Below are 17,247 nucleotides of genomic sequence, written 5' to 3' on the forward strand. Positions count from 1 at the left end.
ATATTCTCTGAAGGGACGCTCTGGGGGTTCCATGTACAACCATCGGCCGCTGGCGCTTTGCGTCGGCCTGGCATGCGCCACACTCTGTCTGACCAGCACCGGCGCCCGCGCCGCCGCCACTGCGGACCAACTGGGTCAGATCAGCCAGTTCCGCGACCACGCCCAATGGCTGGATGCGCTGGCCGCGATCGAGCGGGCCCAGCTGCAGTCGCCCAACGACGAACTGTTGTACAAGCTGCAGGTGCTCACCCTGTCCGACATCGGCAACGCGCACCGCGCCTGGCAGCTGTACCAGGCCCGCCCGCAGCTGTTCGACGACGGCCAGAAGCAGCGTTTTGAAGCCAACTACCTGGCCAAGCTGGTCGGCTGGAGCCTGGCCTACGGCGCCAGCGAAGACACCCGGCTGGACGAAGCCGAGGGCGCGCTGGCCCAGATGCAGCAGTACCTCGACCGCGATGGCAGCACCGTGCAGGCCGCGCCGCTGCGCATCCGTTACGACCGCCTGATTCTGCTCAACCGGCTGGGCCGGCACAGCCAGGTCCGCGACGAATACCGCAGCCTGCTGGCCGAAGGCCATCCCGTGCCGAACTACCTGATGGCCCCGATCGGCGATTCGCTGATGGCCACCCAGCATCCGAAGGAAGCCATTCCGGTGCTCGAAGCGGCCATGAAAGCCGACCCCTCGCAGCCGCAGGTGCGCTCTGAACTGGCCTACGCCTACCTGGAAAGCGAACAGGCCGACACCGCCATCGCGCTGCTCAAGAAATGGCAGGCCGACGAACCGGCCTGGCGCTGGACCAACGGCGCCAAGGCCCCCCACGCCAACTGGCCGCGTTACGAAGCCGACCTCAACCTGGCCATGGTGCGCGCCTACAGCGGCGACCTGCCCACCGCCCAGCGCGACCTGGAGAAGATGGTGGACATCGGCCCGGGCAACACCGGCACGCAATCTTCGCTGGGCAATGTGTACCTGATGCGCGGCTGGCCGCGTCGGGCACTGGAGCGCTACAGCATGGCCAACACGCTGGACCCGCGCGACGTCCCGGCCCGGCTGGGCCAGTACGACGCCTACGTGGAGCTGCAGCGCGACGATCTCGCCCGCCCCATCCACGACACCCTGCTGGAACGCTACCCCGGCCAGCCGTCGGTGCAGCGGCTGGACCGCAGCTGGCGTGCCCACCGCGGCTGGCAGCTGCATGCCTACGCCGAGGGCGGGCGCAGTTCCGGTGGCGGCGGCGCATCGCCGCTGGGCAACGATGACGGCCGTTACGGCGTGGAAGTGCAGTCGCCGATCCTCGACGACCGCTGGCGCGTGGTGGCCTTTGCCGACCGCCGCAATGTCGATTTCCAGGAACAGACCATCAACCCGTTGCGGGTCGGCGTTGGTACGCGCTACCGCTATGGCCGCGCCGATGCCGAAGCTTTCGTCAACCGCGCCAACGACCACATCGGCGATACCGGCCTGAGCGCCGGCCTCGGCTGGCAGTTCAGCGACCAGTGGCACGTGGGCGTCACCGCCGCGCGCAACGACGCCGATGCCTCGATGCAGGCGCGCGTGTCGGGCATCACCGCCGACAGCGTGGCCGTGGCCGCGGACTACCGCCGCAACGAACGCACCCATTGGAGCATCGGCGCCAGCCAGTTCCGCTACGACGATGGCAACCGCCGCGACACCGTCACCACCGCCATCGAACAGCGCCTGCTGACCCGTCCCACGCTGATCCTGGACGGCCTCGGCAGCCTCTACGCCAGCCAGGGCAGCCGCGACGACGTGCCCTACTTCAATCCGTCCGAGGACCACTCGGTGGAACTGGGGCTGCGCGTGGACCAGCAGTTGTGGCGCCACTACGAACGCCACTTCCGGCACCGCCTGACCGTCTCGGTGGGGCAGTACTGGCAGCAGGGCTTTGGCAGCGCGATCGTGCCGTCGGCCGAGTACCGCCACGAATGGCAGCTCGGCGAAGGCCGGATCTTCGAGTACGGCGTGAGCTGGTCGCGACCGGTCTACGACGGACAACGCGAACGACACGTCGGCCTGGATGTCGGCCTGCGCTGGGGAGAATGAGATGGGACATATGGATCTGAAACGCTGGACCCTGGGCCTGCTGCTGGCGATGCTGGCCGTGGTCGTCCCCGCGCACGCGCAGCCGCAGCCGGCCCTGCTGGATTCGGCCGACAACGGCCTGCTGGTGCTCAGCTACCACGACATCCGCGATGACGTGGCCACCACCAGCGACCTGGACGCCTATGCGGTCAGCACCCAGAACTTCGCGGCCCACCTGGACTGGCTGTCCGCGCACGGCTACCACCCGGTGTCGCTGTCGCAGCTCATCACCGCCTCCCAGGGCGGTACCCCGCTGCCGTCCAAGCCGGTGCTGCTGACCTTCGATGACGGCCTGCGCAGCGTGTACAGCAAGGTGTTCCCGCTGCTGCGCGCCTACAACTACCCGGCGCTGGTAGCGGTGATCACTGATTACGTGGACATGCCCGCCGGTCGCCAGATCGATTACGGCTACCGCCCCTTCACCCGCGATGATTTCCTGACCTGGGAACAACTGCGCGAGATGCAGAAGAGCGGGCTGATCGAACTGGCCAGCCACACCGACAACCTGCACCACGGCGTGCAGTCCAACCCGCAGGGCAACTCCACCCCGGCGGTGATCACCCGCATCTACGACCCGACCGCCAAACGCTACGAAACCGCCGCCGAGTACGAAGCCCGCCTGCGCGCGGACCTGCAGCTGAGCGTGGACCGGATCCGCAACAACGTGGGCGTGTCGCCCAAGGCGATCGTGTGGCCGTACGCCGCCTACAACGCGCTGAGCAACGACATCGCCCAGCAGCTCGGCATGCCGGTGTCCTTCGACCTGGAAGGCCGCAGCACGCCGGTGACGCGCGACCTGCACGGCCTGGCCCGGTTGCTGGTGACCAACAACCCGACCGTGATCCAGCTGGCCTACGAACTGCGCCGCGACGTCGAGCGCGATGGCATGCGCGCCCTGCAGATCGACCTGGACGCGGTGTACGACGCCAACCCGGCGCAGCTGGCCAAAAACCTGGATGCGCTGATCGAGCGGGTCAAGAAGATCGGCCCCACCCACGTGTTTCTGCAGGCCTTCGCCGACCCGGACGGCAACGGTTCGGCCGACGCGCTGTACTTCCCAAACCGGCACCTGCCGATGCGAGCGGACCTGTTCAACCGCGTGGCATGGCAGCTGAAAACGCGGGCCGGGGTGAAGGTCTTCGCGTGGCTGCCGGTGCTGGGCTACGAGCTCAAGGACCCGGCCATCCGCAAGGCGTTGGCGATCGAGAGCCCCGAGCGCGACGGCATCTTCCGGCTGGACTTCACCAACCCGAAGGTGCGCCGGATCATCGATGACATCTACGAAGACCTGGCGATCAACTCCTACTTCGAGGGGCTGCTGTTCCACGACGATGCCTACCTGCGCGACACCGAGCTGAGCCAGCTGCCGCCCGAAGGCGATGACGGCGCACGCACCCAGGCATTGATCGACTTCACTTTGGAGCTGCGCCGCGCCGCGCAGCGCTGGAGGCCCAAGCTGGCCACGGTGCGCAACCTGTACGCGCAGCCGGTGCTGCAGCCGCAGAGTGCCAGCTGGTTCGCCCAGCGCCTGGACCTGTTCAACAAGGCCTACGACCACACCGCGCTGATGGCGATGCCGTGGATGGAAGGCAGCCGCAACCCGGAAAAATGGCTGGACAAGCTGGTGGTGGCGGTGCGTGCGCACGACCCGCAGCTGTCCCAGACCATGTTCGAACTGCAGACGGTGGACTGGCGTACCCAGACCCCGATTCCCGGTGAGCGCCTGCGTGCGCAGATCCGTCGCCTGCAGGCGCAGGGCGTGCGCCATTTCGCCTGGTACCCCGACGACTTCATCGCCGGCCGTCCGTCCACCTACGATGCCCGCGCGGGCATGTCCTCGCGCAGCTTCCCGTACGAGGAAAAGTGAGGCTGCCATGCATCCTTTCCTGTTCGCCCTGTTCCAGTTCGCCTTCTTCTATCCGATGGTGATGGCGTTCTTCTGGATGTCTGGTGGCCTGTACTACTTCTTCCGACGCGAACGCAAGGCGCGTGATCGCGACGATCCGCCGCCCATGGCCAGCTACCCGTTCGCCTCGATCCTGATTCCCTGCCACAACGAAGCCGACAACCTGACCGATACACTCGGCTCGGCGCTGCGCCAGAACTACCCGGACTTCGAAGTGATCGCCATCAACGATGGCAGCAGCGACGACACCGGTGCCCGCCTGGACGCGATGGCCGCCCTGCACCCGCGGCTGCGCGTGGTGCACCTGGACCGCAACCTGGGCAAGGCCAACGCGCTGCGGATGGGCGCGCTGGCCGCACGGTCGGAGTACCTGGTGTGCATCGACGGCGATGCGATGCTGGAGGAGTACGCCACCCACTGGATGGTCTGGCACCTGACCAGCGGCCCGCGCGTGGGGGCGGTGACCGGCAACCCGCGTATCCGCAACCGTTCCACCCTGCTGGGGCGCCTGCAGGTGGCCGAGTTCTCTTCGATCATCGGCATGATCAAGCGCGCCCAGCGCGTGTACGGGCGCATCTTCACCATCTCCGGGGTCATCGCTGCATTCCGCCGCACCGCCCTGCACCGCATCGGCTACTGGGCCGATGACATGGTCACCGAGGACATCGACATCAGCTGGCGCCTGCAGCTGGACCATTGGGACATCCGCTACGAGCCCAACGCGCTGTGCTTCATCCTGATGCCGGAAACGCTCAAGGGCCTGTGGCGGCAGCGACTGCGCTGGGCGCAGGGCGGCGTGGAAGTGCTGCTGCGGCATGGCGGCTCGCTGTTCAACTGGCGCAAGCGGCGCATGTGGGGCGTGCTGCTGGAGTACATCCTGAGCGTGCTGTGGGCCTACACCATGCTGGCCATCATCGTGCTCTGGGTGCTGGGCAAGTTCATTGCCATGCCGCAGGACCTGTATATCGCCACGCTGCTGCCGCAATGGCACGGGGTGATCCTGGCGCTGGTGTGCCTGCTGCAGTTCGCCAGCAGCCTGATCATCGACCGCCGTTACGAAACCCACATTGGACGCAACTACTTCTGGGTGATCTGGTACCCGATGGCGTACTGGCTCATCAGCCTGTTCACGACCCTGGTGGCCCTGCCCAAGACGCTGTTCAAGCGCCGTGGCAAGCGGGCGGTCTGGGTCAGTCCCGACCGGGGAATCCGATGAACACTGTCAAATCCACCCGCCGCTTCGACTCGCGCCTGATCCAGAAACCGCGCCAGCAACCCCGCCTGCAACGCACCGCCTGGGGCTTTGTGACACTGGCCTTCTGGGGCTTTTACTTCTACCTGTGGGCCCCGCTGGTCACGCTGATTTCCTGGCTGCTCGGCGGGCGTCTGGCCTGGCTGCAGCTGTACGAGTACAAGCAGACCATCGACCCGTTCATCATCATCGCGTTGCCGGTGATGCTGGTCTGCACCGCCGTGCTGCTGATCGCCTGGGCCGAATACAACCGTCTGCGGTTTGCCGGCAAGGAGCGCCGTACGCCGCACGAAGACACCAGCCGCGAAGAGATTGCGCGCGACCTGGGCGCCAGCCCGGAGCTGGCTGCGCAGCTGGCCAGCGGGAAGGCGGTTACGTTGCATATGGACGACCACGCACGGCCGGTGGGCGTGACCCACCAGCTGCTGTAGGAGGGTTCGGCAGGGCTGCGCCCTGCACCTGCTGAAGCCGGAGCCGGAGCCGGAGCCGGAGCAACGTCAACGGCCAACGCGGCTCTGGATTACTTGTGGTTGGGCGGGGCGGTGTGGGTGGGCAGGACACGCCGTGAACCCGTCCTTGGGGGCTCGATGGCGCCATCCATGGCGCCAACGGTCCTGCCCACCCACACCGCCCCACCCCCGACAGTTTCCTGGTGACGGTGGGGAGAGCCGTGCCATGCGGGAATCAACTCCGATCGAAATCGATATCGATATCGATATCGAGTAATTCAAATTGAAGTAAAAGAGGTTCACGCACGCCGTGGATCTACTGTCAGCCGCAGGAATCTGTCGAAGGCGGGGTGGGTCCGGTTGCGGGGGTGTCCGCGGCATGGATGCCGCGGCCAAGCCCCCAGGGACGGGTTTACGGCGTCCCCCGCAACCGGACCCACCCCGCCGTCCCACGGATGGCAAGCTTCTGCCGTGGCGGTTGCGTGTAGCGGGTGCAGGGCGGCAGCCCTGCAAGCAAAAACACACCTACCGCGTCTGCCCTTCCCCGCGCACCACGAACCGTTCGACCGTGAGCGCCTCCAGGCCCATCGGGCCGTAGGCATGCAGGCGCGTGGTCGAAATGCCGATCTCCGCGCCCAGGCCCAGTTCGCCGCCGTCGGAGAACCGCGACGATGCGTTGACCATCACCACCGCCGAGCGCAAGGCGTGCACGAACTGTTCGGCCGCCTGTGGATCCTCGGTGGCGATCACCTCGGTGTGGTCCGAGCTATACTGCTGGATATGGGCCAGCGCCTGGTCGAGGTCATCGACCACGCGCACGGCAATGATCAGGTCCAGGTACTCGGCAGCGTAGTCGGCCTCGGTGGCCGGCTGCGCATCGGTGAGCCACTGGCGCGCACGGTCATCGGCGCGCAACTGCACCCCGCGCGCGCGCAGTGCCGTGTCGGCCAGTGGCAGGAAGGCGGCCGCGATGTCGGCATGCACCAGCAGCGTTTCCAGTGAATTGCAGGCGGACGGCCGGCTGCACTTGCCGTCCACCAGCAGCGCCAGTGCCCGTTCGAGGTTTGCCGCGCGGTCCACATACAGGTGGCACACGCCCTTGTAATGCTTGATCACCGGCACCCGCGCATGCTCGGCCACGAAGCGGATCAGGCCTTCGCCGCCGCGCGGGATCGCCAGGTCGACCAGGTCGTTGAGCTGCAGCAGTTCGAGCATGGTCTCGCGGCGCAGATCCTCGACCAGCGTCAACGCCGCGTCGGCCACGCCTGCCTCGCGCAGCGCGCGCTTGAGCGCGGCGGCAATGGCGGTATTGGAGTGGATGGCCTCCGAGCCACCGCGCAGGATCACGCCGTTGCCCGCCTTGATGCACAGCGCGGCGGCATCGGCGGTCACGTTCGGGCGGGCTTCGTAGATCATCACGATCACACCCAGCGGCACGCGCACTTTCTGCACGCGGATGCCGTTGGGGCGCACGTCGTCACGGGTGACCAGGCCCACCGGATCGGGCAGCGCGGCCACTTCACGCAGGGCCGCGGTGATGCCGGCCAGGCGCGCGGCGTCCAGCGCCAGGCGGTCGAGCATGGCGCTGCCGGTGCCTTTGTCGCGCGCGGCGGCCAGGTCGCGCGCGTTGGCCGCCAGGATGAGCGCGGCATCGGCCTCCAGCGCGGCCGCCATCGCGTCCAGCAGCGCGGTCTTGGCACTGGTCGACAGCTGCGCCAGCTGCTGCGCCGCGGTGCGGCAGGCCAGAGCGTGGGCGCGGATGTCGGTGGGGGAGCTGGCAACCATCTCAATATCCTCTGAAGTACAGGGTAGAGCCACGCCATGCATGGCTGCGGGACGTCCAACGGGCCAGGCTGCGCAGCCCTGCATGGCGTGGCTCTACCGTGGATGTTCCTACGCGTTACAGCACCACCAGGTCATCGCGGTGGATCACGTTGCCACCGTAGTTGTAACCGAGCACGCGCTCGATGTCGCGCGAGTGGTGGCCGGCGATGCGGCGGATGTCACTGGCCGAGTACTGGCTGACGCCGCGCGCCAGGCATACCTCGCCCTGCTCATTCCGCAGGCGCACTTCGATCATGTCGCCGCGGCGGAAATCGCCGTCGGCACCGCGCACGCCACCGGGCAACAGCGAGGCGCCCTTGTCGCGCAGCGCGGCGGCCGCACCATCGTCGATGAGGATCGCCCCGGGTTCCAGCGGGGCGTGCCGCAGCCAGTACTTGCGGGCGGCCACACGGGTCTGCCCGGCGTGGATGCGGGTGCCAAACAGCCGGCCCTGGGCCAGTGCGCGCACCACGTCGCTGTCGCGGCCATTGAACAGGCAGGTGTCGATGCCGACCCGCCCGGCCTTGGCCGCCGCTTCGAGCTTGGTGCGCATGCCGCCGGTACCGGCCCCGCTGCCGGCGCCGCCGGCCATGGCCAGCACCTCGCCGGTGAGCTCGGGCACGTCGTGGATCGGGCGGGCCTGCGGGTGACGGCGCGGGTCGGCGCTGTACAGGCCATCGATGTCGGTGGCAATGAACAGCACGTCGGCATCGATCAGCGCGGCGACCGTGGCGGCCAGGTTGTCGTTGTCGCCCAGCTTGAGTTCGTCCACCGACACGGTGTCGTTTTCGTTCACCACCGGCAACGCGCCCAGGCGCAGCAGCTCGTTGAGGGTGGCGCGTGCGTTGAGGTAGCGGCGGCGGTTGCGCAGGTCGTCGTGGGTGAGCAGCACCTGCGCCACTGGGCGCTCGAAGAAGCGCTGCCACAGGCCGATCAGCTGCGCCTGGCCGAGCGCGGCCAGCGCCTGGCGCGCGGCCATCGCCGCACCGGCTTCCAGCGCACGCGGCACGATCGCTCGGCCCGCGGCCACCGCGCCGGACGACACGATCACCACCTCGCGCCCGGCCAGCACGTTGGCCGAGACGAACTGGGCCAGGCCCAGCGCATGACGCGGCGACAGCCCGCCGCCGTCGGCAGCGAGCAGGCTGCTGCCGACCTTGAGCACGGCGCGCTTCCACGGCGGCAGGGTCTGTTCGGGAAACGGCGAGTGCACGGTCGGGCTCATCACGGGTGCATGCCTCAGCGGGTGGCCCATTCGTGGATGCTGGCGGTGGCACTGCCGTGCACCAGCAGCGGATCGGTGTCCACCAGCGCCTGCGCGGCAGCGAGGTCGGCCATGTCCTGGAGCACATAGGCGCCCCCGCTCTTGTCGGTGAAGCCGCCGGTGAGCAGCAGCTGGCCGCGCGCGCGCACGTCATCGAGGAAGCGGGCGTGCTCGGCGCCGACCTCGTCGCGGAAGGCCGGGGTGCGGGTGACCAGTACCAGGTAGCAGATGTTCATCGGGTGTTCCTTCGGGTTGCCGGGCAGCGCCTGGCAGTACAGTTGCAAAAACGGCGACCTCGCGGCCGCCGTCCTGATCACACCAGCGCGGCCCAGCGGGCGCGCAGTTCGTCCAGCCGCAGGTCGGCGGCCGCGCCGGGCGACACGCGCGCAGCCAGGCTGCCTTCGGGCGTGCGCCCCTGCCCTGCACTGTCGGCCCCGGCCGCAGCAGCCTTGTAGGCCTCGCGGAACGGAACGCCGGCCACGGCCGCTTCAACCGCCACGTCGGTGGCATACATGCCCGAGTCGATCGCCGCGCGCAGCTTGTCGTCGCGCCATTCCAGGTTGGCCAGCAATGCCGGCAGCAGTTCCAGCGCGGCCAGGCCACGGCCGAAGCCGTGGAAGATGGCGCCCTTGCTGCTCTGCAGGTCGCGGTGATAGCCGGACGGCAGCGACAGCAGCTGCTCGATTTCGGTACGGGCGGCCGCCACGCTGGCGTGGGTGGCACGCATCAGTTCGATCACGTCCGGGTTGCGTTTGTTGGGCATGATCGAGCTGCCGGTGGTGTACTGCGCCGGCAGCGCCACGAAGCCGAATTCCCCGCTGGTGAACAGCGACAGGTCCCAGGCGATGCGGCGCAGGTCCAGAGTGGCACTGCCCAGCGCTTCCAGCGCGGCCAGTTCGAACTTGCCGCGCGACAGCTGCGCGTAGATCGGCGACACCTGCATGCGCGCAAAGCCAAGCGCAGCGGTGGTGTGGGCGCGGTCCAGCGGCAGGTTCACGCCGTAGCCGGCGGCGGTGCCGAGCGGGTTGGCGTCGATCAGCGCGAAGGTGTCGTGGGCACGGATCGCGTTGTCGATGAAGGCCTCGGCCCACCCGGCCCACCACATGCCCGCCGAGGACACCACGGCGCGCTGGATGTGGGTGTAACCCGGTACCGGCAGGTCCTTCTCGGCCTCGGCGCGGTCCAGCGCCACCTTGGCGATCTCCCGGCTCAGGCCGGCCACCTGCAGCAGCTTGTCCTTCAACCACAGGCGGGTCGCCACCAGGATCTGGTCGTTGCGGCTGCGGCCGGTGTGGATCTTGCGGCCGGCATCGCCCAGGCGCTCGGTCAGGCGGGCTTCGATCGCCGAATGGCAATCCTCGAAGCGCTCATCCAGCACGAACGCACCGCTGCTGAAATGGGAGCCCAGCACGTCCAGCTCGCGCAGCAGGCCATCCAGCTCGTCGCCGGACAGGATGCCGATGTGCTGCAGGCCCTGCGCGTGCGCCTTGCTGGCGGCCACGTCATACAGGAAGAACTCGCGATCCAGGATCACGTCATCGCCGGCCAGGAAGGTCTGGATCTTGGCGTCGACGGCGACGCCCGGCTTCTGCCACAGAAGGTCTGCCATGTCTTGCTCCGTTGGCGGAATCGCTCCGCCGGGTTGTGCGCGCACCGCTGCCGGTGCGCGCCGGAAAGGGTTCAGTGCGGGATCGCGGCCAGTTCGTCCAGGCCCAGCGCCAGGTTGAGGTTCTGGATGGCCTGGGTGGCCGCGCCCTTGAGCAGGTTGTCCAGGGTAGCCACCACCACCACGCGCTTCCCGCCCGGGGCCACGTCGAAGCCGCCGATCTGCACGCCATGGCGGCCGGCGATCTGGCTGACCCAAGGCGCCTCGTCGATCACCTCGATCAGCGCTTCGTTGGCGTAGTACTGCCGGTACTGCGCGATCACGTCCTCGCGCTTGACCGGGGTGTTCAGCCACAGGTTGACGGTCATGGTGATGCCGCGGAAATGCGGTGCCACGTGCGGCATGAACTCCACCGGCACGCGCAGGTGCGCGGTAACTTCGCGCTCGTGCATGTGGTTGGTGAGCGCGTACGGCATCAGGTTGTCGCGCAGCAGTTCCGGGTTGTTCTTGTCCGACGGGGTAGTGCCGGCGCCGGAGTACCCGGACACGCCGAAGCACTGCGGCGGGCCCGCCAGCTGCGTCAGCAACGGGCTGATCGCCAGCTGCATCGCGGTGGCGTAGCAGCCCGGGTTGCTGATGTGCTTCTGGCCCAGGTAGTCGCCCCGGGTCAGTTCGGGCAGGCCGTAGTACCAGCTGGGCTCGAAGCGATGGTCGGCCGACAGGTCCACGATCACCGTGTCTGGCCGGGCCGCGTCCAGCGCGGTGACGAACGGCGCGGCCAGCCCGTTGGGCAGCGCCAGGATCACCGCGTCCATGCCCTTGGCGGCGACCGCGTCGGCATCGAGGTTTTCGAAGTGCAGGTCACCGTGCCAGTCGGCGTGGTGATCGCTCACCCGCTGCCCGGCCAGTTCGCGCGAGGACACAAAGCCCAGTTGCAGGTTCGGGTGCGCGGCAATCAGCTTGATCAGCTCGGCGCCGGTATGGCCACGAGCGCCGACGATGCCGACGGTGTACGAGGGGGAACTGCTCATGCGTGTGCGTCCAGGCGGTGCTGCAGGTGGCGCTTCACGCCCTGCCATTCCGCGTCGATGATGGAGAAGATGACGGTGTCGCGCGGGGTGCCGTCGGGATGGCGCTTGTGGTTGCGCAGCACGCCGTCCTGCTTGGCGCCCAGCCGCGCGATCGCGGTGCGCGAGGCGAAGTTGAACCAGCTGGTTTCGAACACCACGCTCAGGCACGCCAGCCGTTCGAAGGCATGGGTGAGCAGCATCAGTTTGGTTTCGGTGTTGATGCCGGTGCGCTGCGCGTCCTGCCCGTACCAGGTGTAGCCGATGCTCAGGCGCGGCACCTCTTCTTCCATCGCGTAGTAGCGGGTGGTGCCCACGACCTCATCGGCCGCGTTGAGCACCACGAACGGCAGCACCTTGCCGTCGGCCTGGGCCTGCAGCGCGGCCTGCACGTAGCCCGTCATGGTCTTGGCGCTGGGCACCTGGGTGTACCAGAGGCTGGACAGCGTGCCGTCGCCCAGCGCGCCGCGCAGACCGTCGATGTGCGCCATCTGCAGCGGCTCCAGCCGGGCGTGGGTGCCGGCCAGGGTGGGCACCTTGGTCCAATCGGCGTGATTCATCGGGTTCAGCCCTCCAGGCTCGGGGTGCGCAGGGCGCAGTGTTCAACGTAGGTACGGATGCGCTCGAAGCCGTCGGCGCCAAACCAGAACACCTTCCAGGTGCCCTGCTTGTAGCAGCCATCGGACTCGGCGTAGTAGAAGTGGTTGATCGGGTTGCCGTTGCGCGAGCGCCAGAACAGCTGCGGGGTTTCCTCCAGCATCACGTTCCACACCGCGCGGCCCAGGCCTTCACCCTGCGCGTCGTCGAGCACCGCGAACTTGTCCAGGTACACGCCTTCGGCTTCGTCGGTGAGGATCACCGCGGCGCGGTAGTTCTCGCTGACATAGGCGCGCAGCAGCTTGGTCTTTTCAAAATAATCCGGCACCAGGGTGCGGCCGAAGCTGGATTCGATCAGGCCTTTCAGGCGCGGCAGGTCCAGTGCATCCCAGGCGGTGGCGCGCAGCACCTTTTCGCCCTTGCGTACCAGCGTGCCCGAGCCCTTGTGGGTGAACAGTTCCTTGGCCAGGTCCGACGGCCGCGTGATCGACACCGACGACTCCAGCGGCAACCGGTCCAGCAGGTCCTTGATCTGTTCGATCTTCACCCGCATGCCGCCGTGGATCCACGGCTGCTGCATCAGCTGGTCGTACTCGGTGGACAGGTTGATCGAGTCGATCACCTTGCCCTCTTCGTCGAGCAGGCCGCCGGTGCCGGTGAGGAAGATGATCTTGTACGGCTGCAGTTCCTGCACCAGCTCGTTGGCGGCAAAATCAGCGTTGACGTTGAGGATCTGCCCGCAGCGGGTTTCACCCAGGCTGGTGATCACCGGAATCGAGCCGGCACGCAGGCTGGCTTCGATCGGCGCGAGATTGACCTTCTTCACCTCGCCCACCAGGCCATAGGTGGCCTGGTCCATGTACTCGGCTTCGAACACGCCGCCGGTGATCGAGGTGGCGCGCGCGCCGTTCTGCTGCAGCGCTTCCACCAGCTGCAGGTTGGAGGCCTGGAACACCCGGCGCACGATCGCCAGGCCTTCCGGCGAGGTGACGCGCAGGCCGTTGACGGTTTCCTTGACGATGCCGGCCGCCGACAGTTCGGCGTCCAGCTGCGGGCCGGCGCCGTGCAGCACTATCGGGGTGAGCCCGACTTCCTGCAGGAACGACAGCGAGGAGGTCAGCGCGTCCAGGTCATCGCGCAGCACCGCGCCGCCGACCTTGACCACGGCGAAGCGCTTGGCATCCAGCTGCGAGAAACGCTTGAGGTACTGGCTGATCTCCTTCGCACTGGCCATGCTGGAAAGCAGGCGCACAATGGTCTGGCGGGTCTGGCGGTGGGGCTGGGAAGAAGGCATTTCGGTATCGTCACAGGCGGCCGGGGCCGCGATGGGAGGTCCGTCAGTGGGAGGCCACGACGGCGTCATTCGATCAGGCGCCGCGCGCGATGATGCGGTGCACGGATTCGGTGTAACGCTGCAGCTGCTCCAGCGTCACGAACTCATCGGCGGTGTGGGCCTGGGCGATGTCACCCGGGCCGTACACCAGCGTGGTGTAGCCGCCGGCCGAGAACAGCGAGGCCTCGGTCCAGAAGTCCACCGCGTTGCCAATCGGAATATCCAGCGCGTCGGCCACGTCGCGCGCGGCCAGGCGGCGGCTTTCCGCTTCGGCGATGTCGCCGGCCGGGAAACTGGGGCCGCGGAAGGTTTCGGTGAACTGCGCGGCCTCCGGCTCGGCGAACCCGGCGAAGGTCGCCAGCAGCGCATCGATGTCCATCGACGGCAACGGGCGGAAGCCGAACCGCAGTTCGGCGGCGGGCGCGATCATGTTGGCCTTGATCCCGCCTTCGACCCGGCCGATGTTGAAGCGCAGTCCGGTCAGCCCACCGAAGCGTGCATGGGCCAGCGATTCCACATGGTCCAGCGCGCGGTTTCCCCAGCGCATGGCCTGGTGAAGCGCGCTGGCCGCCGCATCCTGCTTGCCCGAGGCATGCCCGGCGCGGCCGGTGAACTGCATCAGCACCGAGCTGATCCCACGGTGCGCGAGCACTGCTTCGCTCATCGTCGGCTCGGCGACCAGCACCGCCTCGTATGGAATGCCACGAGCGAGGAAGGCGGCGATGCAACGCGGATCGTTGGCCTCCTCGTCACTGGAGAACAGGAACGCGGCGTCGCCATTGCTGGCGTTCGCAGCCGCTACCAACGCCGCCGCGGCGCCCTTGATATCGCACACGCCCAGGCCGATCACACGGTCGTCCGCGCGCCGCATCACGTGCGGGTCGGCCGTCCAATGCGGCGAGTCCGGCACGGTATCCAGGTGCACGTTGAACAGGTACTTCGGGGTGCCACGCACCGCATACAGGCTGACCGCACCGTCGCCATGGTCGATCACCTCCACGTTGAACCCGGGCAGGTTCGCACGCAGGTAATCGAAGATGCCGCCGGTGGTGATCGCACGCGGCGGGTTGCGCGTGTCGAAGGACACGAGCTGCTGCAGGTGGGTAAGCGTCTGTTCCAACATGTGTCGAAGATCCATGTAGTGCCGGGCTCTGCCCGGCAACGATGTCTGGTGCCGCGTGGTGCCGGGGTGTGCCCGGCAGCCACAGGTTCCGCCGGGCAGCGCCCGGCAGCCACGGATTCAGCCGGGCAGAGCCCGGCGTTACGTCAGCGGTTGACCTGTGCGTACAAGGTCGAGCTCATGCCAAACAGCTTGATGAAGCCTTCGGCTTCTTCCACGCCCCAGTCGGCCGACTGTGCATACGTGGCGCCCTTGGTGTTGAGCAGGTGCGGCGACTTCACCGCCACCGCATCAACACGGCCACCGCGGGTTTCCAGCACCACTTCGCCGTTGACCTTGGCCTGCGAGGACTTCAGGAAGGCTTCGATGTCGGTCTTCAGCGGGTCGTGGTAGAAGCCTTCGTACACCAGCTCCACCCACTTGCGCGCCACGTCCGGCTTGAAGCGATTCTGCTGCTTGGTCAGCACGGCGTCTTCCAGCGCGCGGTGCGCGGCCAGCAGCGAAACCAGGCCCGGCGCTTCGAACACGATGCGGCCCTTCAGGCCGATCACGGTGTCGCCGGTGTAGACGCCACGGCCCACGCCGTACGGGGCGAACAGCTTGTTGAGCTTGGCCAGGATCTGCTCACCCGGCAGCGCCTTGCCGTCCAGCTCGACCGCTTCGCCTTCGACGAACTTCAGAGTGACCGTCAGTGCCTGTTCCGGCCATTCGCTGCGCGGGGCGCACCAGCCACGAGCACCCTCACCCGGCGCTTCCCAACGGTCGATCTCGCCGCCGGACATGGTCAGGCCCAGCAGGTTCTCGTTGATGGTGTAGGCCTGCTGCTTGGCGCGCACGCCGAAGCCGCGCTCTTCCAGGTACTTCTGCTCGTAGGCGCGGGTCTGGGTGTGTTCCTTCTGGATTTCGCGGATCGGCGCGACGATCTGGTAGTCGCCCAGCGCCTTCACGGCCAGGTCGAAGCGGACCTGGTCGTTACCCATGCCGGTGCAGCCGTGGGCGATGATGTTGGTGCCCAGCTCGGCGGCGCGCTTGAGCGCGGCGTCCACGATCAGGTACCGGTCGGAGACCAGCAGCGGGTACTGGCCCTGGTAGCCTTCGCCGGCCCACACGAACGGCTTGACGAAGCCGCTCCAGATTGCCGGACCACCGTCGACGGTGACGTGGCTGGTGACGCCCAGTTCGGCGGCACGCTTCTCGATGAAATCGCGCTCTTCGTCATCCACGCCGCCGGTGTCGGCGAACACGGTATGTACGTTGTAGCCACGCTCCTGCAGGTACGGCACGCAGAAGCTGGTGTCGAGTCCACCGGAGAAAGCCAGGACGATGTCTTTGTTGCTCATGGGGGTCAGGTCCAATTGGGGGATAAAGATGCGGTGTAGAGCCGAACGTTGGTCGGCTGAAATGTTCGATGCCCGTGTCGGCTTTACCGGCCGATCAACGCCGACATGATTGCCTTCTGCACGTGCAGGCGGTTTTCAGCTTCGTTGATCGCGATGCACTGCGCCGAATCCATCACGCCGTCGGTGGCCTTCACGTTGCGGCGCAGCGGCAGGCAGTGGCTGAACACCCCGTTGTTGGTCAGCGCCATCTTGGCTTCGTCCACGATGAAGTGCTGGTACTGATCGCGGATCGGCTTTTCCGGTTCCCAGTTGCCGAAGAACGGCAGCGCGCCCCAGCTTTTGGCGTACACCACGTCGGCGCCGGCGTAGGCGCTGGCGATATCGTGGCTGACCTGCAGCGACCCACCGCTCTCGGCCACGTTCTGCTCGGCCCAGCCCATGTAGCGCTCGTCCAGGATGTAGTCCGGGGTCGGGCACAGCAGGGTCACGTCCATGCCCATGCGGGTAGCGATGGTCAGCGCCGAGTTGGCCACCGCGGTGTTCAGCGGCTTGGGGTGGTAGGTCCAGGTCAGCACGTACTTCTTGCCGCGCAGGTCCTGGGTGCCGAAATGCTCCTGCAGCGCCATCACGTGGGCCAGTTCCTGGCACGGATGGGTGATGGTTTCCATGTTGATCACCGGCACCGGCGAGTACTTGGCGAAGCTCTTGAGCACGATGTCTTCGCGGTCCTTGGACCAGTCGATGAACTTCGGGAAGGCACGCACCGCGATCAGGTCGCAGTAGCGGCCCAGCACCTTGGCCACTTCGGCGATGTGCTCCTCGGTGTCCCCGTCCATCACCGTGCCCAGGTTGAACTCGATCGGCCATGCGTCCTTGCCGGGCTGCAGCACGATGGCGTGCCCACCCAGCTGGAAGGCGCCCAGCTCGAAGCTGGTGCGGGTGCGCATGGACGGATTGAAGAACACCAGGGCAATCGACTTGCCCTTGAGCTCGTCGCCCAGCTTGTTGCGCTTGAACAGCGCGGCCTGGGTCAGCAGGGCATCCAGGTCGGTGCGGCTCCAGTCCTGGGTGTTCAGGAAGTGCTTCAGGGACATCGATCGATCCTTTGCGGCTGGTTTTCCACCGTTTCCGGCGGAGGTTGGGGGCGCCGGGGCGCGGTCAGGGCTCAACAAAACGTATACAGATGAAACTTTTCAGATCGTAGAAACGAAAAAACCCAGCGCGGGGGCTGGGTTTTCCGAACAGACAGCACGAAGCTCCGGTTACCCAGCGAAAATGTGGGGTTCCGGTCGGCGGGCACGCGACGTCATGCCCGTAGCCATACGGGCGGCGCTGGTGTCGTGCTGGAAGTCGGTGAGTTTCATGGCCGCCCATCTTTGCATGCA

The 17,247-nt window shown here is 67.2% G+C and carries 14 protein-coding genes; 4 read left to right on the top strand and 10 right to left on the bottom strand.

Annotation, left to right across the window (positions count from 1 at the left end; genetic code table 11):
• The first annotated feature begins 31 nt into the window (after nt 1–31).
• The 4 genes from pgaA to pgaD are packed head-to-tail and all read left to right on the top strand — an operon-like array spanning nt 32 to nt 5,693.
• A complete protein-coding gene (pgaA, locus tag GQ674_RS12060) occupies nt 32–2,065 on the top strand; it encodes a poly-beta-1,6 N-acetyl-D-glucosamine export porin PgaA (protein ID WP_159497269.1) in 2,034 nt (677 codons plus the stop codon).
• Nucleotides 2,066–2,075: 10 nt separating this feature from the next.
• Complete coding sequence (gene pgaB, locus GQ674_RS12065; protein WP_159497270.1) at nt 2,076–3,971, top strand: poly-beta-1,6-N-acetyl-D-glucosamine N-deacetylase PgaB; 1,896 nt, start codon at nt 2,076–2,078, stop codon at nt 3,969–3,971.
• Between the two features lie 7 nt (nt 3,972–3,978).
• Entirely contained in the window at nt 3,979–5,226 is a 1,248-nt protein-coding gene (gene pgaC / locus GQ674_RS12070; RefSeq protein WP_128097680.1) for a poly-beta-1,6-N-acetyl-D-glucosamine synthase, read from the top strand.
• A complete protein-coding gene (gene pgaD / locus GQ674_RS12075) occupies nt 5,223–5,693 on the top strand; it encodes a poly-beta-1,6-N-acetyl-D-glucosamine biosynthesis protein PgaD (RefSeq protein ID WP_159497271.1) in 471 nt (156 codons plus the stop codon). Before pgaC ends, pgaD begins: the two co-directional genes overlap by 4 nt.
• A gap of 543 nt (nt 5,694–6,236) precedes the next feature.
• Here the strand turns inward: pgaD and GQ674_RS12080 are convergent.
• The 10 genes from GQ674_RS12080 to GQ674_RS12125 all read right to left on the bottom strand — a co-directional run bounded on the left by GQ674_RS12080 (nt 6,237) and on the right by GQ674_RS12125 (nt 16,956).
• Nucleotides 6,237–7,538 carry a glutamate-5-semialdehyde dehydrogenase gene (locus GQ674_RS12080; RefSeq protein ID WP_159497272.1) on the bottom strand — a complete coding sequence of 434 codons (1,302 nt, stop codon included), beginning with the start codon at nt 7,536–7,538 and terminating at the stop codon, nt 6,237–6,239.
• Nucleotides 7,539–7,611: 73 nt separating this feature from the next.
• Nucleotides 7,612–8,763: a glutamate 5-kinase gene (gene proB, locus GQ674_RS12085; RefSeq protein ID WP_159497273.1), complete on the bottom strand. Its 1,152-nt coding sequence runs from the start codon at nt 8,761–8,763 to the stop codon at nt 7,612–7,614.
• 11 nt (nt 8,764–8,774) lie between these two features.
• Nucleotides 8,775–9,083 carry a YciI family protein gene (locus GQ674_RS12090; protein ID WP_328803775.1) on the bottom strand — a complete coding sequence of 103 codons (309 nt, stop codon included), beginning with the start codon at nt 9,081–9,083 and terminating at the stop codon, nt 8,775–8,777.
• A gap of 29 nt (nt 9,084–9,112) precedes the next feature.
• Nucleotides 9,113–10,408: an argininosuccinate lyase gene (locus GQ674_RS12095; RefSeq protein WP_159497274.1), complete on the bottom strand. Its 1,296-nt coding sequence runs from the start codon at nt 10,406–10,408 to the stop codon at nt 9,113–9,115.
• A 71-nt stretch (nt 10,409–10,479) separates the two neighbouring features.
• The gene (gene argC, locus GQ674_RS12100; RefSeq protein WP_128097837.1) at nt 10,480–11,436 is read right to left on the bottom strand and encodes an N-acetyl-gamma-glutamyl-phosphate reductase; all 957 of its coding nucleotides are present in this window, start codon (nt 11,434–11,436) and stop codon (nt 10,480–10,482) included.
• A complete protein-coding gene (locus GQ674_RS12105) occupies nt 11,433–12,032 on the bottom strand; it encodes a GNAT family protein (RefSeq protein WP_159497275.1) in 600 nt (199 codons plus the stop codon). Before GQ674_RS12105 ends, argC begins: the two co-directional genes overlap by 4 nt.
• A gap of 5 nt (nt 12,033–12,037) precedes the next feature.
• Nucleotides 12,038–13,363, bottom strand: coding sequence for an acetylglutamate kinase (locus GQ674_RS12110; protein ID WP_159497276.1), 1,326 nt, complete (start codon nt 13,361–13,363; stop codon nt 12,038–12,040).
• A gap of 73 nt (nt 13,364–13,436) precedes the next feature.
• Nucleotides 13,437–14,525, bottom strand: a complete 1,089-nt coding sequence (locus GQ674_RS12115) for an acetylornithine deacetylase (protein WP_159497277.1) — start codon at nt 14,523–14,525, stop codon at nt 13,437–13,439.
• Nucleotides 14,526–14,668: 143 nt separating this feature from the next.
• Nucleotides 14,669–15,862: an argininosuccinate synthase gene (locus GQ674_RS12120; RefSeq protein ID WP_141059262.1), complete on the bottom strand. Its 1,194-nt coding sequence runs from the start codon at nt 15,860–15,862 to the stop codon at nt 14,669–14,671.
• Between the two features lie 83 nt (nt 15,863–15,945).
• The gene (locus GQ674_RS12125) at nt 15,946–16,956 is read right to left on the bottom strand and encodes an N-acetylornithine carbamoyltransferase (protein WP_159497278.1); all 1,011 of its coding nucleotides are present in this window, start codon (nt 16,954–16,956) and stop codon (nt 15,946–15,948) included.
• Nucleotides 16,957–17,247: the final 291 nt, after the last annotated feature.

It is taken from the genome of Stenotrophomonas sp. 364, from assembly GCF_009832905.1.
Lineage (GTDB): Bacteria > Pseudomonadota > Gammaproteobacteria > Xanthomonadales > Xanthomonadaceae > Stenotrophomonas > Stenotrophomonas maltophilia_AP.

Bases quoted from the DNA above. Each gene is read 5' to 3' on its own strand.
- pgaA (WP_159497269.1), top strand. From the start codon at position 32: ATGTACAACCATCGGCCGCTGGCGCTTTGCGTCGGCCTGGCATGCGCC.
- pgaB (WP_159497270.1), top strand. From the start codon at position 2,076: ATGGATCTGAAACGCTGGACCCTGGGCCTGCTGCTGGCGATGCTGGCC.
- pgaC (WP_128097680.1), top strand. From the start codon at position 3,979: ATGCATCCTTTCCTGTTCGCCCTGTTCCAGTTCGCCTTCTTCTATCCG.
- pgaD (WP_159497271.1), top strand. From the start codon at position 5,223: ATGAACACTGTCAAATCCACCCGCCGCTTCGACTCGCGCCTGATCCAG.
- GQ674_RS12080 (WP_159497272.1), bottom strand. From the start codon at position 7,538: ATGCATGGCGTGGCTCTACCCTGTACTTCAGAGGATATTGAGATGGTT.
- GQ674_RS12095 (WP_159497274.1), bottom strand. From the start codon at position 10,408: ATGGCAGACCTTCTGTGGCAGAAGCCGGGCGTCGCCGTCGACGCCAAG.
- argC (WP_128097837.1), bottom strand. From the start codon at position 11,436: ATGAGCAGTTCCCCCTCGTACACCGTCGGCATCGTCGGCGCTCGTGGC.
- GQ674_RS12105 (WP_159497275.1), bottom strand. From the start codon at position 12,032: ATGAATCACGCCGATTGGACCAAGGTGCCCACCCTGGCCGGCACCCAC.
- GQ674_RS12110 (WP_159497276.1), bottom strand. From the start codon at position 13,363: ATGCCTTCTTCCCAGCCCCACCGCCAGACCCGCCAGACCATTGTGCGC.
- GQ674_RS12115 (WP_159497277.1), bottom strand. From the start codon at position 14,525: ATGTTGGAACAGACGCTTACCCACCTGCAGCAGCTCGTGTCCTTCGAC.
- GQ674_RS12120 (WP_141059262.1), bottom strand. From the start codon at position 15,862: ATGAGCAACAAAGACATCGTCCTGGCTTTCTCCGGTGGACTCGACACC.
- GQ674_RS12125 (WP_159497278.1), bottom strand. From the start codon at position 16,956: ATGTCCCTGAAGCACTTCCTGAACACCCAGGACTGGAGCCGCACCGAC.